This window comes from Streptomyces nymphaeiformis, assembly GCF_014203895.1.
GTDB classification, from domain to species: Bacteria; Actinomycetota; Actinomycetes; order Streptomycetales; family Streptomycetaceae; genus Streptomyces; species Streptomyces nymphaeiformis.
On sequence record NZ_JACHJY010000002.1, the window covers coordinates 1 to 23,480 of the forward strand.

At 72.7% G+C, this 23,480-nt stretch carries 18 protein-coding genes; 5 read left to right on the plus strand and 13 right to left on the minus strand.

Translation table 11 applies throughout. The features are described 5' to 3' along the window. Positions 1-924 (plus strand): alkaline phosphatase (locus GGE06_RS06055; RefSeq protein ID WP_184930187.1); only part of this gene is annotated, 924 nt, incomplete at its 5' end. Here the strand turns inward: GGE06_RS06055 and GGE06_RS06060 are convergent. The 8 genes from GGE06_RS06060 to katG form a co-directional block, all read right to left on the minus strand. Next, entirely contained in the window at positions 852-2,123 is a 1,272-nt protein-coding gene (locus GGE06_RS06060) for an MFS transporter (protein WP_184930188.1), read from the minus strand. The two genes, GGE06_RS06055 and GGE06_RS06060, sit on opposite strands and share 73 nt — an antisense overlap. Before the next feature lie 81 nt (positions 2,124-2,204). Beyond that, positions 2,205-2,801, minus strand: coding sequence for a TetR/AcrR family transcriptional regulator (locus GGE06_RS06065; RefSeq protein ID WP_184930189.1), 597 nt, complete (start codon positions 2,799-2,801; stop codon positions 2,205-2,207). 114 nt (positions 2,802-2,915) lie between these two features. Further along, on the minus strand, positions 2,916-3,701 hold the full coding sequence (locus GGE06_RS06070; RefSeq protein WP_184930190.1) for an ABC transporter permease: 786 nt from the start codon (positions 3,699-3,701) through the stop codon (positions 2,916-2,918). Then, positions 3,698-4,693, minus strand: coding sequence for an ATP-binding cassette domain-containing protein (locus tag GGE06_RS06075; RefSeq protein ID WP_184930191.1), 996 nt, complete (start codon positions 4,691-4,693; stop codon positions 3,698-3,700). The genes GGE06_RS06070 and GGE06_RS06075 overlap by 4 nt, the downstream gene beginning before the upstream one ends. A 74-nt stretch (positions 4,694-4,767) precedes the next feature. Next, on the minus strand, positions 4,768-5,610 hold the full coding sequence (locus GGE06_RS06080) for a DUF4097 family beta strand repeat-containing protein (protein WP_184930192.1): 843 nt from the start codon (positions 5,608-5,610) through the stop codon (positions 4,768-4,770). Positions 5,611-5,706: 96 nt separating this feature from the next. Continuing rightward, complete coding sequence (locus GGE06_RS06085) at positions 5,707-6,225, minus strand: toxin-antitoxin system HicB family antitoxin (RefSeq protein ID WP_116157521.1); 519 nt, start codon at positions 6,223-6,225, stop codon at positions 5,707-5,709. Positions 6,226-6,504: 279 nt separating this feature from the next. Then, positions 6,505-9,300, minus strand: a complete 2,796-nt coding sequence (locus tag GGE06_RS06090; protein WP_184930193.1) for an alpha/beta hydrolase family protein — start codon at positions 9,298-9,300, stop codon at positions 6,505-6,507. A 228-nt stretch (positions 9,301-9,528) separates the two neighbouring features. Next, positions 9,529-11,754, minus strand: coding sequence for a catalase/peroxidase HPI (gene katG / locus GGE06_RS06095; RefSeq protein WP_116157519.1), 2,226 nt, complete (start codon positions 11,752-11,754; stop codon positions 9,529-9,531). A 198-nt stretch (positions 11,755-11,952) separates the two neighbouring features. Between katG and GGE06_RS06100 the strand changes: the two genes are divergently transcribed. Then, positions 11,953-12,363, plus strand: a complete 411-nt coding sequence (locus GGE06_RS06100) for a Fur family transcriptional regulator (protein WP_184930194.1) — start codon at positions 11,953-11,955, stop codon at positions 12,361-12,363. 73 nt (positions 12,364-12,436) lie between these two features. Here GGE06_RS06100 and tpx read toward each other — a convergent pair whose 3' ends face one another. Next, positions 12,437-12,967 (minus strand): thiol peroxidase, encoded by a 531-nt coding sequence (gene tpx / locus GGE06_RS06105; RefSeq protein ID WP_246532357.1) that lies wholly within the window; start codon positions 12,965-12,967, stop codon positions 12,437-12,439. Positions 12,968-13,194: 227 nt separating this feature from the next. Here tpx and GGE06_RS06110 point away from each other — a divergent pair, with 227 nt between their 5' ends. Both GGE06_RS06110 and GGE06_RS06115 read left to right on the plus strand, forming a co-directional pair. Further along, the gene (locus GGE06_RS06110; protein ID WP_184930195.1) at positions 13,195-14,376 is read left to right on the plus strand and encodes an alginate lyase family protein; all 1,182 of its coding nucleotides are present in this window, start codon (positions 13,195-13,197) and stop codon (positions 14,374-14,376) included. A gap of 126 nt (positions 14,377-14,502) precedes the next feature. Then, complete coding sequence (locus GGE06_RS06115) at positions 14,503-15,765, plus strand: glycoside hydrolase family 16 protein (RefSeq protein ID WP_116157515.1); 1,263 nt, start codon at positions 14,503-14,505, stop codon at positions 15,763-15,765. Positions 15,766-15,772: 7 nt separating this feature from the next. On the opposite strand, the gene GGE06_RS06120 is transcribed toward GGE06_RS06115, so the two are convergent. Then, the gene (locus GGE06_RS06120) at positions 15,773-16,546 is read right to left on the minus strand and encodes an AraC family transcriptional regulator (protein WP_116157514.1); all 774 of its coding nucleotides are present in this window, start codon (positions 16,544-16,546) and stop codon (positions 15,773-15,775) included. Between the two features lie 98 nt (positions 16,547-16,644). Between GGE06_RS06120 and GGE06_RS06125 the strand changes: the two genes are divergently transcribed. Beyond that, the gene (locus tag GGE06_RS06125; protein WP_184930196.1) at positions 16,645-17,436 is read left to right on the plus strand and encodes a sulfite exporter TauE/SafE family protein; all 792 of its coding nucleotides are present in this window, start codon (positions 16,645-16,647) and stop codon (positions 17,434-17,436) included. A gap of 40 nt (positions 17,437-17,476) precedes the next feature. On the opposite strand, the gene GGE06_RS06130 is transcribed toward GGE06_RS06125, so the two are convergent. The 3 genes from GGE06_RS06130 to GGE06_RS06140 all read right to left on the minus strand — a co-directional run bounded on the left by GGE06_RS06130 (position 17,477) and on the right by GGE06_RS06140 (position 23,478). Beyond that, complete coding sequence (locus tag GGE06_RS06130) at positions 17,477-20,455, minus strand: hypothetical protein (protein WP_116157512.1); 2,979 nt, start codon at positions 20,453-20,455, stop codon at positions 17,477-17,479. A gap of 2 nt (positions 20,456-20,457) precedes the next feature. Then, positions 20,458-22,320: an HSP90 family protein gene (locus tag GGE06_RS06135; protein ID WP_116157511.1), complete on the minus strand. Its 1,863-nt coding sequence runs from the start codon at positions 22,318-22,320 to the stop codon at positions 20,458-20,460. A 180-nt stretch (positions 22,321-22,500) separates the two neighbouring features. Next, positions 22,501-23,478: a tetratricopeptide repeat protein gene (locus tag GGE06_RS06140; RefSeq protein ID WP_246532358.1), complete on the minus strand. Its 978-nt coding sequence runs from the start codon at positions 23,476-23,478 to the stop codon at positions 22,501-22,503. Positions 23,479-23,480 lie beyond the last annotated feature (2 nt).

Consider the following 23,480-nt stretch of genomic DNA (forward strand, 5'->3'; position numbering starts at 1 on the left):
GGCAGTGTGACCACCGCGGAGCTGACCGACGCCACCCCGGCGGTGCTGGCCTCGCACGCCACCGACCGTTCCTGCCAGGGCCCGGCCGACATGGCCAAGTGCCCCACCGACACCCTCGCGGCCGGCGGTCCGGGCTCCATCGCGGAGCAGTCGGTCAACCACCGGGTCGACGTGCTGTTCGGCGGTGGCGGGAAGCGTTTCGACCAGAAGGTCACCGACGGCGCCTACAAGGGTCTGACCGTCACCGAGCAGGCGCGGAAGCTGGGCTACCAGGTCGTCACCGACAACGCGGGTCTGCGGGGGGTGAGGCCCGGGGCGCCGGTGCTGGGTCTGTTCGCGCCGGGCAACGTGCCGGTGGAGTGGACCGGCAGGCCCGCCGCGGTCGGCGGCACCGACCCGCAGCGTTGTGTCACCTCCAACCCGAACCGTCCGGCGGGCACCCCGAGCCTGGCCGACTCCGCCGCGAAGGCGATCGAGCTGCTGGAGGCCAAGCAGCAGCGCAGGCACTCCGAGCAGGGCTTCTTCCTGCAGATCGAGGGTGCCTCGATCGACAAGCAGGACCATGCCGCCGACCCGTGTGGTCAGATCGGTGAGACGGCCGCGTTCGACCGGGCGGTCAAGCTGGCCCGTGACTACGCGGCCAAGCATCCCGACACGCTGGTCGTGACGACCGCGGACCATGGTCACACCAGCCAGATCGTGCCGCTGGAGGCCACCCCGCCGGGTCTGTCCTCGACTCTGGTCACCGACGAGGGCCAGCAGTTGAAGGTCAACTACTCGACCAACACCCCGGGTCAGTCCCAGGAGCACACCGGCACCCAGGTCCGCATCGCCGCGCAGGGCCCCAAGGCCTACCGGGTCCTGGGCGTCACCAACCAGACCGACCTGTTCACCACCATCAGCGAGGCACTCCGCCTGCGCTGAACGAACTGATCCCGGAAGGGAGAGGGGGGAGTCCGGTCACCGGACTCCCCCCTCTTCGTGGGAGTGACACGGCGGGCCAGGTCGGGCAGGACGGTGGCCAGGCCGAGGAGGGCCATGGCCGCGCCGAGCCAGAGCGGGGCGCGCAGGCCCCAGGCGTCGATCACGACGGCGCCGAGGGAGGAGCCGAGGATGACGCCGAGGGTGATGAAGGAGGAGTGGACGGTGTTGACCAGCGGGCCGGCGTTGCCGGTGCGCTGGACGCGGGTCGCCATCGCCGGGTTCATGGTGACGCCGACGAGGCCGATGCCCGTCATGCAGACGACGGCCGCCGCGGGCACGTCGGCGAGGAGGGCGAAGCCGGCCAGGAACACGGTGTTGAGGACCAGGCCGAGGGCGAGCACCGGGACGGTGTGGCGGTCGGCGAAGCGGCCGACGACCGTGTTGCCGACGACCGTTGCGGCACCGTAGGCGATCAGGAGGAGGGGGACGGTCCCGGTGGCGAAGCCGGTGAGGCCGGTGAGGATCGGGTTGAAGTAGCTGAAGGCCGAGAACGTGGCGCCGATGAGGAGCGTACTGGTGGACAGCACCAGCCACAGCCGGGGCTTCCTGAAGACGCCGACCTCCTGACGGAATCCGCCACCGCCTTCGACGCGCTGGACACGGGGCGCGCCGAACAGGGTCGCCACCGCGGCGATCACGGTGATTCCGGTGATCGTCCAGAACGCGGCGCGCCGGCCGAACCGTTCGCCGACCAGGGTGGAGAGGGGCAGGCCGAGCAGGGTGCCGAGCATCAGGCCGTTCATCGCGACCGAGATCGCCCGGCCGCGGACCTCGGGGCGCGTGATCTGCGCGCACAGCGAGATGCCCACGCCGAAGAAGGCCTGGGAGGCGATACCGGTGACGATCCGCGCGACCAGCATCGTGGCGTAGCCGGTCGCGGTGGCGGCGAGGACGTTGCCCGCCAGGAAGATGGCGAACAGCACCATCAGCGCCGTGCGCGGGGGACGTTTCATGAGCGCCACGGTGAGGAACGGCCCGCCGGCCGCCATGGCCACCGCGAACGCGGTGATGAGGTACCCGATCTGGGGGACGGTGGCGTTCAGGCCGTCGGCCATCTGCGGCATCAGCCCGGCGACCACGAACTCGCTGGTCACCATGGCGAAGATGCCTAACGCCAGTACGTATACGGCACGGGGCACGGTTCGGTCTCCCTGGGTTATGGAACGGTCAGTTCAAAACGTGCGTACGGGTAAGCCCCCCGTGGGGGGCGGGTAGGACGGCTAGGGGGTCAGTGCGTCGAGGGCGACTTCGGCGATCGACTCCAGCGTGGTCCGGTCGGCGCCGCCCTGGCTGGAGACGCGCATGCCGCCGATCGCCGCGTTGACGAAGCGGGCCAGCGCTTCCGCGTCCCGCCGGGAGGTGACGCTGCCGTCCCGGCGCCCCTCCTCGACCACCGCGCGCAGCACCGCGAGTCTGCGGGCCGTGTCGCGCTCCAGGAGCGCCGCCGTCCGGCTGTCGTGAGCGGCCAGCTCGACCGTGGTGTTCACCGTCAGGCAGCCCGGACTGCGACCGCCGGCCCGATGCTCCGTCTCGCCGTCGACGACCATGGCGAACAGGGCGCGGATGCGGTCGGCGGCACTCCGCCGGGAGTCCTCCAGGATGGCCAGCTGAGCGGTGGTCATGGTGTCGATGTAGTGGGCCAGCGCCCGCTCGAACAGATCGCGCTTGCTCTTGAACGTGTTGTAGATACTGCTGCGCCCCAGGCCCGTGGCCTCGCACAGGTCCTGGGTGGACGTGGCTTCGTAGCCCTTCTCCCAGAACGTGTGCATCGCCGCGTCCAGGGCCCGTTCCTCGTCGAACATCCGTGGTCGAGCCATGAGATGAGCCTAACCGTTTTGGATCGAGCGTTGTAATACGTCCAGGCGGGCGAAAGGGCGGCGCACGCCGACGGGTGTCGGGGTGCGCCGCCCTGGGGCCGTTCCGGGGTTCGGTCACTTGGCTTCTCGGTCGAACACCGCCTTCGACCAGAAGTAGCCGAGGGCGGTGAGGGCGAGGCACCAGGCCAGGGCCAGCCAGCCGTTGTGGCCGATCTCGGTGCCGAGGAGCAGGCCGCGGAGGGTTTCGATGGCCGGGGTGAAGGGCTGGTACTCGGCGATCGGCTGGAACCAGCCGGGCATCTGGTCGACCGGCACGAAGGTGCTGGAGATCAGGGGCAGGAAGGTCAGCGGCAGGGCGTTGTTGCTGGCCGCCTCCGCGTTCGGGCTGACCATGCCCATCCCGACCGCGATCCACGTGAGCGCGAGGGCGAAGAGGACGAGGAGGCCCAGGGCCGCCAGCCACTCCACCACCGTGGCGTCCGTCGAGCGGAAGCCGATCGCGACACCGACCGCGCCGACGAGGACGACGCTGATGACGGACTGCAGGACGCTGCCGATGACGTGGCCGGTGATGACCGAGCCGCGGTGGATCGCCATGGTCCGGAAGCGGGCGATGATGCCCTCGGTCATGTCGTTGGAGACCGAGACCGCCGTGCCGACGGTGGTGGTGCCGATGGTCATGAGGAGCAGGCCGGGGACGACGTAGGCGATGTAGTCGGAGCGGTCCCCGCCGCCCATGCCCGCGCTCATCGTGTCTCCGAAGATGTAGACGAAGAGCAGGAGCAGCATGATCGGGGTGAGGAGCAGGTTCAGCGTGAGGGAGGGGTAGCGGCGGGCGTGCAGGAGGTTGCGCCGCAGCATCGTGGTCGTGTCACGGGCGGCCAGGGACAGGGTGCTCATCGGGCGGACTCCTTGGACTGCGTGGGGACGGTGGCGGTGAGGGCGAAGAAGACGTCGTCCAGGTCCGGGGTGTGCAGGGTCAGTTCGTCCGCTTCGATGTCCGCGGAGTCCAACCAGTCGAGGACCGAACGCAGTTCGCGCTGAGTGCCGTTGCTGGGAAGCTGGAGGGCCAGCGCCTCGTCGTCCCTCGCGGCACCGGTGAGCGCGGTCGCGGCGGTGCGGTAGGCGTCCGGGTCGGTGAAGCGGAGGCGGATGTGCCCGCCCGGGATCATGCGCTTGAGCTCCTCGGCCGTTCCCTCCGCCGCGATCTTGCCGTTGTTGAGGACCGCGATGCGGTCGGCCAGCTGGTCGGCCTCCTCCAGGTACTGCGTGGTGAGGAAGACCGTCACGCCGTCGGCGACGAGTTCGCGGATGATCTGCCACATGTTGTGGCGGGAGCGGGGGTCCAGGCCCGTCGTCGGCTCGTCGAGGAAGATGATCCTCGGGCTGCCGACCAGCGTCATCGCGATGTCCAGGCGGCGCTTCATGCCGCCGGAGTACGTGGAGGCCGGCTTCTTCGCGGCCTCCGCCAGGTCGAAGCGGGCGAGGAGTTCGGCGGTGACCCGGCGGCCCTCCTGCTTCGACAGGTGGTTCAGGTCCGCCATCAGGAGCATGTTCTCCTCTCCCGTGATCAGGCCGTCGACCGCGGAGAACTGGCCGGTGACGCCGATCGCGGCCCGTACCGCCTGCGGGGCGGCGGACAGGTCGTGGCCGGCGACCTGGGCCCGGCCGCCGTCCGCCGTGATCAGCGTGGAGAGGATCTTCACGGCGGTCGTCTTGCCCGCGCCGTTCGGGCCGAGCAGGGCGAAGATCGTGCCGGCCGGGATCTGCAGGTCGATGCCGTCGAGGACCACCTTGTCGCCGTAGGACTTGCGCAGGCCGGAGGCGGAGACGGCGGCCGACGAGGGGTGGCGGTCGGGCGGAGTGATCATGGGCATGACAGAAGAAGGCATGGGGCCCTCCGATCGAAGGGTGTAGGGGTGAAGCCGGGGTGGGGGAGCGGGCGCCGGGTGAGGGGTGGTGGCGCTCAGGCCTTGGCGCGGCGGATGTCGATGTTGCCCCAGTTGCTCCTCGCGCGGATCTTGACGGTCTCCTCGCTCTCGTCCGGGGCCTCGGACGCGGAGAGCGTGTTGCGTACGTGCCCGCGGTTGGAGTTGACGTCCAGCCAGGCGGCGGTGCCCGAGCGGATGCCGATCTCGATGGAGCCGTTGGAGGTCTCCAGCTGGACCTCGCCGCGGGAGACCTCGGCGATGCGGAGGGTGCCGTTGGTGGCGGTGACGGTGGCCGACGACTCGGCGTGCGCGATGTCGATGCTGCCGTTGGCGCCGCTGACGCGCAGTTCGCCGGTCACGGTGCCGACGGTCGTGGCGCCGTGCGAGTTCTTCAGGACGGCGAGGCCGTCGACGTGGCCGACGCGCAGGTTGCCGGAGCTGCTGGTGATCTCGGCCCTGCCCTCGACCCGCTCCACGGTGGTCTGGCCGTGCGACGCGGTCAGGTGCAGGGGGCCGGTGGTGTCGAGGCGGACGTCGCCGGCGGAGGTCTTCACCCGGACCTCGCCGAATCGGCCCTCGCCGATCAGGCTGGATCCGGTGCCGGTCATGTCGATGCGCGATCCGGTGGGCAGTTCCACCGTCACGTCGACGGTGCCGCCGCGCCCGAGCAGATTGGCCTTGGGTGTGGTGATGGTCAGGACGCCGCCGGCGTAGGTGACCTCGGTCTGGTCGGCCGCCCGTACGTCCAGGTCCTTCTTCGGGCTCCGGGGCCGCACCTCGACGGCGGTGTCGAGGCGGTCGCTCGCGGTGAGCTGGAGGGAACCGGCGTAGACGTAGGCGGTGACCGAGATCGGTTCGGGGGTGTCGAAAGAAGGCATGGCTGTCCCGTCCTCTTGACTCTTCAGGTCGTCCCCGCAGGTGGGACGCGATGTGGGTGAGGTGGTGCGGGTGAGGTGCTGGTGGCCGGGGCGCGGTCAGCGCACCCAGCCCGTGATGCTCTGTCCGACGTTCTGGGACTTCTCCGGAGGGCGCGTCCGGGTGCCGCCGCCGACCGCGGCCGACACGGCCCGTACGAGCCAGGCGTTGACCGACAGGCCCTCGCGGGCCGCGGCCTCCTCGGCGCGGGTCTTGAGGTGGGCCGGCAGGCGCAGGTTGACGCGGGCGGTGCCGCCCTCGTCGCCCTCGGCGGGAGCCGGGGCCGGGAGCGGTTCGGTGGTGGCGGCCTCCGGCTCCGCGGGGGCGCCGCCGGTGGGCGGGAGCGTCACCACGAAGTCGGGGTCGAGGCCCCGGAGCCGTACGTCGACCGAGCCGGGCGCGAGTTCGCGGGTGATCTCGTCCGTCGCGGCGGAGAGCACGTTGAGCATGGTCAGCCGGGTCGCCGACTCCAGCGGAGCGGTCAGCCGCTCGGCCAGCTCGCGCGCCTCGTCGCCGCCGGCTTCGGCGGCCACCGCGAGTTCGCGGCGGAGGGTCTCGACATACGGGGTGAGGTCCATGGCGTCATCATGGCACCACAATGGCGCCACATGCAAGGGGTGTTTTGGTGTCGCGGGGGCGCCTTCTGGTGTCACCTGCTCTGACCTGGGAAAACGTCATGACGCCTAGATGGGGGGTGGTGGTGTCAGACGCGTGGCGCCGCTTCCGTTCATGCGCGATGGTGCCACGTGGTGCCACATGGCGCCAGGTGGTGCCATGTGGCACCAAGAGGTGGCGCAAAGGGGCGGCCGGTGGCCCCGAAGGGTCACACCGGCCGCCCCCGCTTCCGTCGGATCAGCTCACGCCGCGTCCCGTACCCGCCCCGTGAACTCCGGGCCCGGGATCTGCTCCCAGGACTCGTCGTACGTGTACAGCGCGCCCCGGAGGAACTCCGCCGGCTCCGCCTCACCGTCGCGGACGGTGGGGACGGTCACCTCCGTGCCCGTCTGGCCGGCCGGCACGGAGAGCCACAGGCTCGTGCCGTCCTCGAACGTCCGGGACAGCGGCCTCGCGGGGTCCGCCACCTCGCCGAACTGTGCCTCCAGCCAGGCCCGGTCGACGTCCTTCGTGGACAGCTCCGGACCGTCGGTCACCGGCTTGAGCAGGACTCCGCCCGAGATGTCGACGTCGGCCGGCTCGGAGAGCGCCACCCGCCATTTCAGGGCCGAGCCCTCGGCCACGTCGTCCGCGACCGGCGTCAGGCGCACGGTGGGCATGGCGTCGTCGTTCCGCGCGGTCACCCCGCCCCGGTGCGCGCCGACCACGGTGCCGCGCACCGCCTTCACGAACGCGTCGTGCGCGACGTCGTGGCCGTAACGCCTGTTGCCCCGCACCTCGACCGGTACGTCGATGTCGTGGCGTCCCGGACGCACCGTCACGATGCGGGACGTGACCTCCTCGGTGCCCGGCACGGGGACGAACAGGCGGACCTGGCCGCTGCCCTGCCCGGAGACCGTGACCGGCACCCGGTAGGTCCGGACCCCGGAGTTCCCCTCCGCGACCGTCAGGCGGCCGAGGTCGACGCGCGTGAGCGGCGCGGGTCGCGCCTCCGGGGTGCCGGGGCGCCAGCCCCAGGCGTCCATCAGCCAGGCGCGTCCGGCGCCGCCGCGCGGGGTCAGTCCGAGCGTGGTGATCCGCTTGAGGTCCAGGCCCGCCCGGGTGGCGGCGGTCAGCGGTACGCGGATCTCCCGGCTCCAGTACGCGGCGGTGCGCGGGCTCCCGGGCAGACCGTCGACGCGGGCACGGCCCAGGTCCGCGCGGCGGCCCGAGGCGTCGGTCACGGCGACGTCCAGGTCGGTGCCGGTGCTGTTGGGCGGGACGATCACGCGCAGCGCCAGGGAGGCGGCGCCCGCGAGGGACACCGGCCGGGCCGAGCGGACCGTGACCGGGCTTCCCGTACCCGTCCACTTCATCGCCACGGCGTCGCGGCCCGGCTCCGGGGCGGTCTCCCAGTACGCGAAGTGCGGCGACCAGCCTTCCTCGGGCGTCAGGCAGGCGCGGGCGGCGTCGGGGTCGACCTGGGCGCACTGGCGGCCGCCGCCGGAGACGGTGACCGAGGAGCCCGGAAGGAAGGCCGGCGTGCGGTGCGCGCCGACGGCGTGGGTGAGGACCCGTGCGGGACCGGCCGAGGGCGCGCGGCGGCCGGTGCCGTCGAGCAGCGGCCGGACCGCGTCGTCGCCCCCGACGAACAGCCGGGCGGAGGCGGCGATGTACGTGGCGCCGGCGGCCTGCTGCTGGGTCGCCGTCAGGCGGGTCGCCGTGCCCGGGGAGCAGACCGGGTCGGTGCCGTCGTCGGACGAGAAGTCGTCGACGGCCGCGGCCTTCGCCTGGCCGGGCGTCCACTCGCTGTTGAAGAAGTTGTGGTTGGCGCCGATCACGTACGCCGCGCTGTGCAGGGCGGCGCCCCGGCTGACGCCGCGGGTGCCGTCGACGTAGATCTGGCCCTGGAGGTCGGACACGTCGCCGTCACAGCCCGGCAGGATGGACGTGGAGGGCACGTCGGGGGCCGGGTTCTGGCCGAACACCGTGGGCCCGATCAGGACGTTGCCGCGGATCTTCCACCGTACGGGACCCCGGTAGCCGTCCTGGGCGGCGGGCGGCGGGTTCAGGCTGTCGAGCGCGGCCCGGTTGACGCCCTCGCCTCCCCGGGAGTGGCCGACGAGGAGGACCCGGGAGAGGTCGGCCGGCGCGGTCTTCCGTACGGCCGCCGGGGCGTCGGCCCGGTGCGCGGTCCAGTCCGCCCAGCGGGCGAGGTGCAGCCGGACCAGGGAGGAGCGGGCCTGGGCGCCGCCGTCCTCGGCCTGCCAGTCCTGGCCGTTGACGCCGTTCGCGGCGATCGACAGCGTGACGTACCCCTGCGAGGCGAGGAGGCGCTGGGCGCGCAGGTATCCCTGCTCGCTCGGTATCGGCCGGGTGCCGGCCGGGCACGGCCAGGTGAAGCGGACGTCCTCCGTCCCCGGCGTGTAGCAGGTGTCGTGGCGGCCGTGCAGGAAGAGGACCACCGGCCGCTTCCCCGGTGCTCCCGTCGGGCCGACGACCGTGGCACGCATCTCGACGGGCTGCGGGAACCCCGGTATGCGCACGGAGTTCAGGGCGTACTCGCCGCTGACGGTCCGGTAGGGGCCCGGCACGCCGGGGTCGACCGGGTTCACGGGAAGCGGCGCTTCGGGTGCGGCGGCGGGGGCGAGGGGGCGTTCGCGCGCGGATTCGGCGCGTCCCGCCGCATCGAGCCGCCGTCCGCCGGCCGTCACCCGGAGCTGCGTGCCCTCTTCGAGCCGGAGGCCGCCGAGGGGGAGGGAGAAGGAGCGCCCGTCCGGGCGGGGGAGCGGGCGGCCGAGGAGCCGGTCGCCGGTGTGGAACTCGACGCGGGCGTCGCCCGCGGGGACGCGCTCGGGGGCCGTCCAGACCAGCTGCCGGTCCGCGCCGCCTCCGGTCACGTGCCAGCCCGGTGGGAGGGTGAGGTCACCGAGCGGGCTCCCCGACGGCCCGGTACGCGGTGATCCAGGTGAAGGCTGCGCGGTCGCCGGCCAGGGCGACGCGGCTGTCAGTGCGAGTAACGCCACGGCGGTGGTCAGGCCGCGTGTGACACGTATCAAAACGTTCTTCCTCACGATCGGAATCGTCGGAGCACCGGGAGGAGGCCGGATGACCGGCCCGCTCGCGGTGCCCCTCTCGCTTCGTGAGGACGGTGCTCGACACTCTTCGGTTGTCTCACACAACGTCAAGATGTGAATCCCGGACGGACGTTGCAAAGGGACCGGCCCGGGTGGCGTGAAAGCCACCCGGGCCGGCCCCGGAGTCGCGCCGATGAACGGCGGCGAGGATCAGGCGATGTCGAACCGGTCCAGGTTCATGACCTTGTCCCACGCCGACACGAAGTCCTTCACGAACTTCTCCTTCGCGTCGTCGCTCGCGTAGACCTCGGCCAGCGCGCGCAGCTCGCTGTTGGAGCCGAAGACCAGGTCGGCGCGGCTGCCCGTCCACTTGACCTCGCCGGTGGCCGTGTCACGGCCCTCGAACGTGGTCTGGTCGGCGGAGGTGGACTTCCACTCCGTGCCCAGGTCCAGCAGGTTGGCGAAGAAGTCGTTCGTCAGCTTGCCGGGCGTCTCGGTGAGGACACCGAGCGAGGACTGCGGCTGGGTCACGCCCAGGACGCGCAGACCGCCGACGAGGACGGTCAGCTCGGGGGCGCTCAGGGTGAGCAGGTTCGCCTTGTCGATGAGCAGGTACTCGGCCGGGAGGCGGTTGCCCTTGCCGAGGTAGTTGCGGAAGCCGTCCGCGGCGGGCTCCAGGGCGGCGAAGGACTCGACGTCCGTCTGCTCCTGGGTGGCGTCCACGCGGCCCGGGGTGAAGGGCACCTCGACGGCGTGACCGGCGTCGGCGGCCGCCTTCTCGACCGCCGCGACGCCCGCGAGGACGACGAGGTCGGCGAGGGAGACCTGCTTGCCCCCGGTCTGCGCGGAGTTGAAGGACTCCTGGACGCCCTCCAGGACGCGCAGCACCTGCGCCAGCTCGTCCGGGTTGTTGACCTCCCAGTTGCGCTGCGGCTCCAGGCGGATGCGGCCGCCGTTGGCGCCGCCGCGCTTGTCGCTGCCGCGGAAGGAGGAGGCGGCGGCCCAGGCGGCGGAGACCAGCTGGGTGACCGTGAGGTCCGAGCCGAGGATCTTCTCCTTGAGGGAGGCGATGTCCGCGGCGTCGACGAGCTCGCCCGAGCGGGCCGGCAGCGGGTCCTGCCACAGCAGCACCTCGGACGGGACCTCGGAGCCGAGGTAGCGCACGACCGGGCCCATGTCACGGTGGGTGAGCTTGTACCAGGCGCGGGCGAAGGCGTCCGCGAACTCCGCCGGGTTCTCGTAGAAGCGGCGCGAGATCTGCTCGTAGACCGGGTCGAAGCGCAGCGACAGGTCGGTGGTGAGCATCGTCGGGAGGTGCTTCTTCTCCGGGTCGTACGCGTCCGGGATGATCGCCTCGGCGTTCTTGGCGACCCACTGGTGGGCGCCCGCGGGGCTCTTCGTCAGCTCGTACTCGTACTCGAAGAGGTTCTTGAAGAACCCGTTGCCCCACTGGGTGGGCGTGGTGGTCCAGGTGACCTCGAGGCCGGAGGTGATGGCGTCCGGGCCCTTGCCGCTGCGGAAGGTGCTCTTCCAGCCGAGGCCCTGCTCCTCCAGGGAGGCGGCCTCCGGGTCCGCGCCCACGTTGTCCGCGGGGCCGGCGCCGTGGGTCTTGCCGAAGGTGTGGCCACCCGCGATGAGGGCGACGGTCTCCTCGTCGTTCATCGCCATGCGGCGGAAGGTCTCACGGATGTCGCGGGCCGCGGCGATCGGGTCCGGGTTGGCGTTGGGGCCCTCCGGGTTGACGTAGATGAGGCCCATCTGCACGGCGCCGAGCGGGTTCTCCAGCTCGCGGTCGCCGGTGTAGCGCTCGTCGCCGAGCCAGGTGGTCTCGGGGCCCCAGTAGACGTCCTCGTCGGGCTCCCACACGTCCGCGCGGCCGCCGGCGAAGCCGAAGGTCTCGAAGCCCATCGACTCCAGGGCGACGTTGCCCGCGAGGATCATGAGGTCGGCCCAGGAGAGGTTCTGGCCGTACTTCTTCTTCACCGGCCACAGCAGACGGCGCGCCTTGTCCAGGTTGCCGTTGTCCGGCCAGCTGTTCAGCGGCGCGAAGCGCTGCTGGCCGGCACCGGCGCCGCCGCGGCCGTCGCTGATGCGGTAGGTGCCGGCGCTGTGCCAGGCCATGCGGACCATGAACGGGCCGTAGTGGCCGAAGTCGGCGGGCCACCAGTCCTGCGAGGTGGTGAGGACCTCGGCGATGTCCTGCTTCACGGCCGGCAGGTCGAGGTTCTTGAAGGCCTCCGCGTAGTCGAACTCCTCACCGAGCGGGTTGGCCACGGCGGGGTTCTTGGCGAGGATCTTCAGGTTCAGCCGGTTCGGCCACCACTGGCTGTTGCCGCCGCCCTGGGTGGGGTGGGAGGCACGCCCGTGCGCGACGGGGCAGCCGCCTGCGCCCTCCGCCTTCGCGTCGGTGACGATCGCTTCGTGGTTCTCAGACATGGAAATCCTTCCGGACATGGCGGATCACTGTGCTCAGGAAGTGCGTTTCGGCGGACGGGCCTGGCGCGGGTGACACGTGTGCTTCTCCCGCCGTGCTGGAGTCTTCCTGTCCCTTGGCCATTTACGAAACCGATCCTACGATGGACAGTGTCCAAGTCAAGATGAACCCCAAGTTTGCCTATGCCGCCGAGGTGAGACATGAGTGACCTGCTGGAGCGACTGCGCGCGCGTGGCTGGCGGCTGACGTCCCAGCGCCGCGTCGTCGCGGAGGTCCTGGCCGGGGAACACGTGCACCTCACGGCGGACGAGGTCCACGCGCGCGCGGTGGCGCGCCTGCCGGAGATCGCGCGGGCGACCGTCTACAACACGCTCGGTGAGCTGGTCGCCCTCGGCGAGGTCGTGGAGCTCTCCATGGACGGGCGGGCCAAGCGCTACGACCCGAACGCGCGCCACCCGCACCAGCACCTGGTCTGCTCGAACTGCGGGATCATCCGGGACGTCCGCCCGTCGGGGGACCCGCTGGCCGTGCTGCCTCCGGAGGAGCGGTTCGGCTTCACGGTGTCGAAGGCGGACGTCACCTACCGGGGGCTCTGCCCGGGGTGCGCCTGAGGCGCGGCACGAAGAACGGGAGCCCTCCACCGGGGTCGGTGGAGGGCTCCCGTGCGTCGTGACGCGGTGAGGACTACTTCAGGACGGCGAGCGCGTCGTCGTAGCTCGGCTCGTCGGCGATCTCGCCCACGAGCTGGGCGTGCAGCACCGTGTCGTTCTCGTCGAGGACGACGACGGCGCGGGCGGTCAGGCCGGCCAGCGGACCGTCCGCGATCTCCACGCCGTAGTTGGTGTGGAACTCGCGGCCGCGGAGCGTCGAGAGGTTCTTGACGTTCTCCAGGCCCTCGGCGCCGCAGAAGCGGGCCTGGGCGAAGGGCAGGTCGGCGGAGATGCAGAGGACGACCGTGTTGTCCAGCTGCCCGGCCTTCTCGTTGAACGCGCGGACCGAGGAGGCGCACGTCGGCGTGTCGACGCTCGGGAAGATGTTCAGGACCTTGCGCTGGCCGGCGAAGTCCTTGAGCGACTTGTCCGCGAGTCCCTCGGCGACGAGCGTGAAGTCGGGGGCCTGGCTACCGGGGGCCGGCAGAGCGCCGTTGACCTGCACGGGGCTGCCCTTCAGCGTGACCTGGGCCATGTTGATCTCCTTCAGACGTATGAGTGGCAACGTGGGGAATCGTACGGAAGGCGGGACCGTCCCCACGACACGGGCTGTCGTGATCCCCTCCGGCTGGTTCACGCATTTGAACGTCTCGGCCTCGTGTGCGGCGGTGGTGTGCGGTCCGCGGGGTGGATCCGATGCGAACGGGCCTTCTTGACGGCCTTGGTTCAGACCTTTAGGTTCCAGCGTCGACAACCGTCGCCCGTTCACATACGTGAAGATGGGGTAACTCCATGACCAGATGGTTCACCGCCCCCCTCCTCCTCGCCGGCCTGCTGGCCACGCTCGTCGCCACCCCCGGAGGCGGCCGCGCCGAGGCCGCCCCGGCCGCGTTCGTCCACCCCGGCGTCCTCGTCTCCCGGGGGCAGCTCGACTTCACCCGGGAGAAGGTCACCGCCGGGGCGCAGCCCTGGAAGAACGCCTTCGACCAGATGAAGGCGAGCAGGTACGCCTCGCTCACCCGGGTCCCGAAGCCCCGGGCGGTCGTCGAGTGCGGCTCGTACTCGAACCCCGACTACGGCTGCACCGACGAACGCGAGGACGCCCTCGCCGCGTACACGCTCTCCCTGGCCTGGTACGTCACGCGCGACAGCCGCTACGCCGAGAAGGCGATCGAGATCATGGACGCCTGGTCCGGCGTCATCACCGACCACACCAACTCCAACGCGCCGCTCCAGACCGGCTGGGCCGGCTCCTCCTGGCCCCGGGCGGCCGAGATCATCCGCTACACCTACACCGGCTGGCCGCAGGCCCGCGTCGACCGCTTCAAGGCCATGCTCCGCACCGTCTACCTCCCCGAGGTGGCCAACGGCTCCCAGTCCAACGGCAACTGGGAGCTCAGCATGACCGAGGCCGCCCTCGGCATCGCCGTCTTCCTGGAGGACCGCGCCGCCTACGACAAGGCCGTCGCCACGTTCCGCGGCCGCGTCCCCGCGTACATCTACCTCGCGAGCGACGGCGCCCTGCCGAAGGCCGCGCCGGGCAGCGGGCTCGACACCCGCGACGAGCTCGTCCGGTACTGGCAGGGGCAGACCACCTTCGTCGACGGGCTCACCCAGGAGACCTGCCGCGACCTCACCCACACCGGCTACGGCCTGTCCGCGATCTCGCACATCGCCGAGACCGGCCGCATCCAGGGCCAGGACCTCTACCCCGAGGTCGCCGACCGGCTGCGCCACGCCCTCGGCCTCCAGGCGAAGTACGAGCTCGGCGAGCCCGTCCCGTCCTGGCTCTGCGGCGGCACCCTCAAGGACCACCTCGGACCCGTCACCGAGGTCGGCTTCAACGCGCTGAACGGACGCATGGGATACGCGATGACGAACACCCAGAAGTACACCGAGGCCGCTCGGCCGGCCGGCACGAACAACCTCTTCGTCGCCTGGGAGACCCTGACCCACGCGGGCAACTCCCGCTGAGCCGTGGGGAGTCGGAAGGGGCGTCGGATGTCTTGACGGCCCCTTCCTTCACTCCTTAAATCATGGGGGCGGCGAAGTGGACCCGTCCTGCCGCCCCCTCCCCCACAGCCGACGGAAGAGAGCCCCATGACCTCCTCCCGCTCACGCCTGCGCACCTTGTCCTCCTCGGTGGCGGCCCTCGCGGTCGCCCTGGCCGTCGCGGCGCTCGGCCCGGCCGCCGATCCGCAGGAAGCGCTCCTGCCCGTGGCCGGGACGGCCGCCGTCACCTTCTCCGACGACTTCGACGGACCCGCGGGATCCGCCGTGGACGGCTCGCGGTGGCAGACCGAGACCGGCGACAACGTCAACAACCACGAGCGGCAGTACTACACGGCCGGCAACGGCAACGCGGCGCTCGACGGCCAGGGCCACCTGGTGATCACCGCCCGCAAGGAGAACCCGGGCAACTACCAGTGCTGGTACGGGCGCTGCGAGTACACCTCCGCCCGGCTCAACACCGCCGGGAAGTTCACCACGAAGTACGGGCACGTCGAAGCCCGCATGAAGGTGCCGCGCGGCCAGGGCATGTGGCCCGCGTTCTGGATGCTCGGCAACGACATCGGCCAGGTCGGCTGGCCGAACTCGGGCGAGATCGACGTCATGGAGAACGTCGGCTTCGAACCGTCCACCGTGCACGGCACCCTGCACGGCCCCGGCTACTCCGGCTCCGGAGGCATCGGCGCCGGCTACACCCTGCCCGGCGGGCAGGCCTTCGCCGACGCCTTCCACACCTTCGCCGTCGACTGGTCGCCCAACCGGATCACCTGGTCCGTGGACGGGACGGTCTACCAGACCCGCACGCCCGCCGACCTCGGCGGCCGGACCTGGGTCTTCGACAAGCCCTTCTTCCTCATCCTCAACCTCGCCGTCGGCGGCTACTGGCCCGGCGACCCGGACGGCTCCACCACGTTCCCGAAGCAGCTCGTCGTCGACCACGTCCGCGTCACCACCGCCGACGCGCCCGCCACCTCGGGACCGATCACGGGCATCGGCGGCAAGTGCGTCGACGTGGCCGGCGCGAACACCGCGAACGGCACGCCCGTCCAGCTCTACGACTGCAACGGGACCGCGGCCCAGCAGTGGACCCTCGCGGCCGACGGCACCGTCCGCGCGCTCGGCAAGTGCCTCGACGTCACCTCCGCCGGCACGGCCGACGGCACCCCCGTCCAGCTGTGGGACTGCAACGGCACGGGCGCCCAGCTCTGGACCGCCAACTCCGCCCGGGACGTGGTCAACCCGCAGTCCGGCAAGTGCCTGGACGCCACCGGCAACAGCTCCGCCAACGGCACCCGGCTGCAGATCTGGAGCTGCTCCGGCGGCGCCAACCAGAAGTGGACGGTGACGCGTTGATCTGACGTCAGCCCCGGCCCCGGCCCGCCGTGAAGCGGGACGGCGGCATGCCGAACGCCCGTGTGAAGGCGGCCGTGAACGCGGCCGGGGAACCGTACCCGAGCCGGCCGGAGACCTCGCTGACCGTCGCGGTACGGAGCAGGGGCACGGCCGCGAGGAGCCGGGCGCGAGACCGCCAGACGGCCGGGCTCTCGCCCGTCTCCGCGCGGAACCGCCGGGTGAACGCCCGCTCGCTCCGGGCGGACCTGGCCGCCCAGTCGGTGTTGGTCACGGCCGCGTCGGGGGCGGCCAGGTACTCCCGGCACAGCGCCGCGAGGTCGCCGGAGGCGGGGATCCCGACGTGGAAGGGGAGCGGAGAGCGCGCGGCGATCTCGTGCAACAACAGCGTCGCGATGGCGCCCTCCCGCCCCGACAGGCTGTAGTCGGCCGTGAACTCGACCGCCGCGAGCAGCAGTTCGCGCAGCAGCGGCGGTACGTCGACGACCGTGCAGCGGGCCGGCCACCACGGAACGGCGCCCGGCTCCACGTACAGGCTGCGGGTGCTGACGCCCAGCATCCGGACCCGGTGCGGGGTGGCGGCCGGGATCAGGACCGCCCGCTCGGGCGGGACCGTCCACGTGCCGTCGGCGGTGTCGACGACCATGACCCCGGTCGCCCCGTAGAGGAACTGCGCCCGCCGGTGCTCGTGCCAGTCCAGGACCTGCCCGGCCGCGTAGTCGGTGCCGATCGGCAGGACCGCGCGGTCGAGGTGGTCGACGTCGTCCAGCGGGATGTTCTTCACCGGGCCACCGTAACCGGGCCGCCGTACCGGCCGAGACGCGAAGGAATCCTGCCGACCATCGCATGCGGGAACCCCCGGCCGGGTGGTGATCTTGACCCATGGACGTGGTGATGCTGATGGCGATCGGGCTCCTCACCGGAGCGACGACGGTCTTGTTCGGGTTCGGCGGCGGGTTCGTGGCGGTCCCGGTCGTGGTGTGGGCCGACGCCGCCCTCGGCACGGCGGCCCTCCCGGTGGCCACCGCCACCTCGGCCCTGGTGATGGTCGTGAGCGCCGCCTTCGCCACGGCCGTCACCCCCCGGTCCGTGCTCCTCGCCCTGCGCGGCAGCGGCGCACTGCTGCCCCTGCTCGCGGCGGGCGCCTGCGCCGGGGCGTACGCGACCCGCTTCGCCCCGCCGGCCCTGGCCCGCTGGGCGTTCGTCGCGTACACCGCCCTGACCGCCCTCGACCTGCTGCTCCGGCCAGGTTTCCTCCGTATGACCCGGCCGGACGCGGGGCCCGGGAGAGCCCCGCGGCCGCTGCCGGCCGCCGCCGGGGCCCCGATCGGCGCGGTCGCCGCCTTCCTCGGCGTCGGCGGCAGCGTGATGACCGTCCCCGCGATGCGCCGGGCCGGTCACCCCATGCGGGTGGCGACCGCGCTGGCCAACCCCCTCACCCTCGCCGTGGCGCTCCCGGCCGTCGCGGTCTCCTTCGCCGCCTCCTCGCCGCCCGGCACCGGACTGGTCGGTCTCGTCGACCCGTACGCGGCCGGGGCGCTGCTCCTCGGAGCCCTGCCGGTCATCGCCGTCCTGCGCCGCCGACCGCCCCGGATCCCGGACCGCGTCCACGCGTACGCGTACCTCGCGCTGCTCGCCCTGGTGACCCTCGCGATGGCGCTCAGCGGGGCGTGAGCCCACCGGCCCGACCTGCCGGGCGGCGGGCTCGGGGCGGTCAGCTCCCTGCGCGGGACCGGTAGTCCTGCCGCAGGGCGTCGAGGATCTCGGCGGCCTCCGGGAGGTCCGCCTTCCGGCAGCGCGCGGCCGCAGCCGTCAGCCGGGCGGCCGCCTCCTGGGTCCGGCCGAGACCGTTCCCCTCGATCAGGGCGGCGATCCGCACGGCCTCGGCACGCGGTACCTCTCCCGCGTCCCCGCCCCGCTCGTGGGCGGCGATCGCGGCCTCCGCCTCGGCGAGGGCCTCCGGGAAGCGGTCCGCCTCCGCCAGGACGCGGGCACGCCGGTAGTGCACCTCGCCGCTCTCGTACCAGGACGAGAAGCCCTCGGCGTCCTCCGGGACGGCGCCGAGCACCTCGTCCGCCCGCGTCAGGTGCTCCAGGGCCGCGTCGAGCCCTTCGGCCTCCCGGGCCACCATGGTGAGCCGGGCGAACTCGCGCATCATGTGCGTGATCAGGTGCGGATGGGGCGCCTCGGCGTGCGCGGCGAGCGCCCGCTCGTACGCGGTGTCCGCCGCGTCCCAGCGGCCGGCGAGCGCCAGCGTGGTCGCCGCCTCCGCCGCCACCAGGGTGAGGATCGGGCCGCCGTCCCCCCACGCGGCGACGGTGTCCGCGAGCCGCAGGAACTCCTCGGCCGCGGCCAGGTGCTCCTCCAGCTCCCGCAGCCCGCGCGCGAGGTTCAGTCGCGCCTGGGCCAGCGGCCGTTCGCCGATCGTGGCGGCCGCCCCGTCGGCGAGCACGGACTCCAGGACGGCGACGGCGTCCGCCTGCTGCCCCGAGCGGCCCAGTACGTCGGCGAGCTGGAGCCGTACGTCGGTGGCCTCGTCGGCGGCCCCGTCCTGGTCGAACCGTGCGGCCGCCTCCGACAGATGGCGCACGGCGCCCGCGGTGTCCCCGAGGTGCGCGGCCGCGTGGCCGAGCAGGCTGTACGTCGGAGCCATCGGGAAGTCGGCGTCGTCGTACCGCACGGCGTCCGCGATCGACCGGTGCAGCAGCTCCGCCGCCTCCGCCGGCTCCTCCCGGGCGAGGAGGAACTGGGCGAGCAGGGCGCGTGGACGCCCACTGCGCCAGGGACGTTCCGCCGCCTCGTTGTCCACCAGAGCGGCCCGCAGCTCCGCCTCGGCGCCGGCCGTGTCACCGCGCCGGCCCGCCACCTCGGCGACGAACTGACGCACATTGGCCACGTGGTGGGGGAGGGAAAGACGCTCCGCCTCGGCGCGCATCGTGCCGGCACACTCCTCGAAGCGTTCCAGGGCGCCGTCGGGGACCTCCGGGAACGTCCGCACCACCGCCTGATACGCGGCGAACGTGCGGGAGTACAGCACGGCGAGGTACGCGAGCCGGCGGTCGAGCGCCACGTCGTCGCCGGCCACGGCCTCGCCCTCCCCGAGTGCCCCGCCTGTGAGCGGCGCCTCGGTCGTCAGACGCTCCGCCTCGCGCAGGACCTCGTCCAGGCCGGACCGGACCGCGTCGGCGTCCGGCAGCGCCGCGCCCTCCGTCACATCGGGCGCGGCCGCCCACGCGAGGGCGCGGCTGCGGGTGGACAGCGCCTGCCACGGCATCCCGATGCCCTCGTAGAGGACGGCGGCCCGCTCCAGCTCGGCGATCGCCTCCGCGTCCCGGCCCGTCCGCGTGAGCACGTACGCCCGCTGGGCGGCGAGTTCGGCCCGCAGCAGGTCCTCCGGGCCGAGCCGGTCGTCATGGGCGGCGGAGCCGTCGGCGAGGCGGTCCCCGATGCGGGTCCAGAGCCGGGCGTCGCCGGGATGCCCCACCCGCGCCATGCGCCGCGCCTCGCGCACCAGCTCCACGAAGTCCTCGGGAACCTCGGGGCTGTCGACGGCGGGCGCGGCGGGCGCCACCACCGGGGCGCGGCCGACGGACGCCCGCAGGCCCAGCGGCAGCGGCTCGTCGAGCAGCGGGCGCCGGGCGAGGCGCTCGCGGCGGCGGTCGCCGACGGCCGTGGTGGCGTTGCGCGCGTCGAACGCGGCGGCGAGCCGGTCCGCCTCGGCGCGCACGTGGGCGAGGAGCCCGTCCGCCGTCCAGCTCCGTCCCGGTGGCCCGGCCACGGGGGCGTCCCCGTGCCCGTCCCCGACGAGCCGGGCGAGCAGGACCTCCACCCCGGTCAGGAACTCCAGGTGGGCCAGCGGGGCGCCGGTCGCCTCGAACAGCGGACGGTTCTCCGCGAGGATCTCCAGGCCGCGCCCCTCGTTGCGGGACAGCGCGCAGAACTCCAGGTGCAGGCCGACCGACTCCTGGGTGCCGGTGTTGCCCCGGACCCGCCGGTAGCCGGAGAGGTGGTGCGAGCGGGCCTCGTCCGCGCGGCCGAGGCGCAGCAGCGGCAGCAGCGCCTGCGCCTGGCTGACCTGCGGTTCCTCCGAGCAGCTCTGGGCCCCGCCGAGGACGGGGGCCCAGCTGTCGAGAGCTCCGGCGTCGTCGCCGGCCGTCACCTGGTGCCAGGCGAGGTGCCGGGTCTCGCAGGCCTCGCAGTCGCTGAGGTCGGTGCGGGTACGGGTGGCCCACAGGTCGTAGGCGTCGGCGACGTCCACGCCGGTGTGGGCGGCGACGTGGTAGCGCATCGCGGCCACCGGCTGGAGACCGTGCCCGGCCTCCGCGTACCGGACGCGCATCTGGTCGATCCACCCCCGGACGGTGGCCAGCGGCATCTCGGGCACCTGGAGCAGGGACGTCGTCACCCACTTGAAGCGCCAGAAGACCTGGTGCGCCTCCCACTCGCTGAAGGACTCGGGAGCGGTGTCCCACAGCTTGAGCAGCCGGGCGAAGACGACGGGCGACTTGCGGTGCTCGCCGGTGAACTCGTACGCCGTCATCAGCTCCAGGAGGGCCGTGACGAGCGTGTCCGGCTTCTCGAAGGGCTCGGCGGCCTCGACGAGCTCCTCCGCGGTCACGGTCCGCTGCAGTCCGTGCGGACGGTCGTGGTTCTCGCGCAGCGCCTCGAAGACGGCCTCGGGGGTGTCCAGCATCTCTACAGTTCCTTCCGGGGCCCGGTGCCGGTGGCGTCCGTGCCGGGGTGGTGCATGGCGTGGGTGAGCAGACCGATGAAGGCCCGGTTGAGCAGGGCGCTCTCGCTCGCGCGGAGCGGGCGGCGGCTGAGCAGCAGCGCCTGGCCGTAGAGCGCCTCGGCGGTCGTCACGGCGAGGCCGCGCTCGGTGATCGTGATCGCCTGCCGGACCAGCGGGTTGAGGTGGTTCAGGACCAGCTGGGCGCGCGGGGTCTCCTGCCGCAGCGAACCGAGGATGTCGGCCCACAGGCCGTCGCTTCCGGCGGCGAGGTCCGACCTCGTCCGCTCGTGGCGCGCCTCCCGGTTGTCGAGGAGCAGCGCGGGGGCGGTGACGGGCTGGAAGTCGCGCAGGACGACGTCGCAGTCGTGCACGCCGATCGTCTCCCGGGCGACCGCGAGGAAGGCCGCGGCGCGCAGTTCGGCGGTCGGGTCCACCGCGTCCAGGTGGGCGGTGACCGTGGCCGGGTCGAGGTCCGTGACGGTCGTGCCCGGACGGATCTCGGGCAGCCGGTGCACCAGGTCCCGGTCGTAGGTGTAGCCGCCGTTGACGACGCCGAGACCGGCGGCCGAGGCGATGGGCGCGACCTGGCGGAACTCCTCGACGCTGCGGGCGACCAGGACCGTCGGGTGCGTCCGTGCGAACTCCTCCAGGGTGACGTTGCCGTCGGTCGTCTCGAACGGCAGCCACGGCAGCACGATCCGCAGCAGCTCGTCGTCGTAGCGGGCCAGCGCCTTCACCGCGAGGTGGTGGGTGTCGATGAAGCGGTGGAGGAGCGACGGGTCGCTGGCGGCGAGCCCGGTGAGCCAGTCGCGGATCCGGTCGCCCAGCGCGTCCCGTACGGCGGACAACGTGCCGTCCTCGTACAGCGCCTCCCGCGAAGCGGTCGGCCGCAGACTCGTCGTGTCGACCACGCACCGGACGAAGAACGCCCAGTCCGGGAGCAGTTCGGGTGCCTGGTCGGTGAGCAGCATGCCCTTGAGGTGCACCCGGTGCCCCGCGCGCTGCGCCGGGCTGACGGCCGTCGGCAGGACGTAGGCGACACCGCGCAGACCGGCCGCCGGCAGGTCGAGCTCGACGCTGTCGAGCGGTGCGAAGCCGAACAGGTCCTTGCAGTGCGCGGCGAGGGCCTCGCGGCGGGCCAGCGGGGAGCGGTGCTCCCGCTCCCACGGCGGCGCCTCGTTGATCCGGTGGGTCTCGCCGCGGGGGCCGACGACGGTGACCTCGTGCCGCAGCAGACCGCCGTAGTGCCGGGCCAGGGAGACGACCTGGTCCGGGCTCGTCCACTCGGCGTTGTCGGCGCGCGGGGTCAGGCGGACGGTCGTGCCCGGCTCCGGCGCGGCGGAGGCGGGCAGGGTCCGGATGGTGTAGCGGCCGTCGGAGTGGCCGCGCCACTCGACGGCGGGCGCCGACGGGTCGGCCGCGGAGCGGCTCACCACCGTGATCTCGTCGGCCACGACGAAGCACGCCAGCAGACCGATGCCGAACTGGCCGATGAACTCCCCGCGGGCGGCGTCCAGACCGGCGCCGTCCAGGGCGCCGTCGGCGGTCCGCTTGGAGCTGCGCCCGATGGTGGCGAGGAACCGGTGGACGTCGGCCTCCGTGAGGCCGATGCCGGTGTCCGTGACGGTCAGGGTCTCACCGGTGCGGACGGTGATGGTGCCGGGGGCGCCGGGAGAGACCGCCTGGCGCGCGGTGATGGCGTCGACGGCGTTCTGCAGCAGTTCGCGCAGGTAGACGCGCGGGCTGGAGTACAGGTGGTGGGAGAGCAGGTCGACCAGGCCGCGCAGATCGACCTGGAACGTGTGGGCGGACTCGGAAGGGTGCACCTGACGGAGTCTTTCGGTGGGCCCGTCCGTGCCGGGAGGGCGCGGACGGGAAGCGGAAGGAAGGCGTACGGAGGGGTACGGAGGACGTACGGAAGGGGTACGGAGGGGCCGGCGGCCTCACGACCGGACGGCCCGGCCGACGCGTGGCGCGCAGAGGGCCGAACCGGCGCGGCCCCCGGCTCAGCGACCGGCCGACGAACGCCGCTTGCGGTACGCCGCGGCGGGGTCGGAGCCGTCCAGGTAGTACCAGGGGAACTCGGTGACCTGCCCCTCGGTGGCGCGGAAGCACTCCCGGGCGGCCTCCTGGTCCCCGGCCAGCGAGAAGGCCATCGCGAAGGTGTTGAGGACCTGGAGCCACCCGCCCCGCCGGACGAAGTCCGGGTGCCGGTAGGAGTGCTCGGCGGCCTCCCGCAGGGACTTCGCCACCTCGGCCAGCCGCATGTACGCGGCGTCCGCACCCGGGTCGAGGGAGAGCCACTCCTCCAGGTGTCCCGCGGCGACGAGCTGCCCCAGGTGGGTGCCGCCCGGGGCGCCGAACGCGGACGCGCGCGCGAAGGCGTGCATCTCCGCGTGGGAACCGCCCCACTTGTCGCAGACCTGCTGCAACTGCTGCTGGTGCGCCTCCAGGTGCTGCGGGTCGCGTCGCACCGTCGCCTCGAAGCGGCGCCGCGCGGTGACCTGGCCGACCTCGAGGCCGCGCCCGGTGATCTGGAGGCCGTACCACGGAGAGGTCCACAGCGGTTCGCGCTCGGCCGCCTCGTACAGCCACTCCTCGGCCGTGCGCAGCCGCGAGTGGAAGACCTCGAACTGCTCGCGCGAGACGTCCTTGGCGCGGGCCGCGGTGCGCGCCTCCCACCCCCAGCTGAGGTGGCGGATTCCGGCCACGAGCCGGGGCAGCGCCGCCTCCGGTTCCGCTTCGAGGACCGGGGTGATCCACCGCTCCACGCCGGGGGTGTCGCCGACGGCCCACAGGAGTTCCGTGCGGCCCTCGCTCTCGGGGTGCGCTTCGAGCACCTTCCGCACCGTGGCCCAGTCCCCGGCCCGCGCGGCCTCCCGGACGCGGGGGACGTCCGGATCCCCGGAGTCCTTCACCAGCCGTACGGCCGGCCGGCCCGTCCATTTCCCCAGCGTGAGCCCCCAATCACGGAGCAACGCCATGT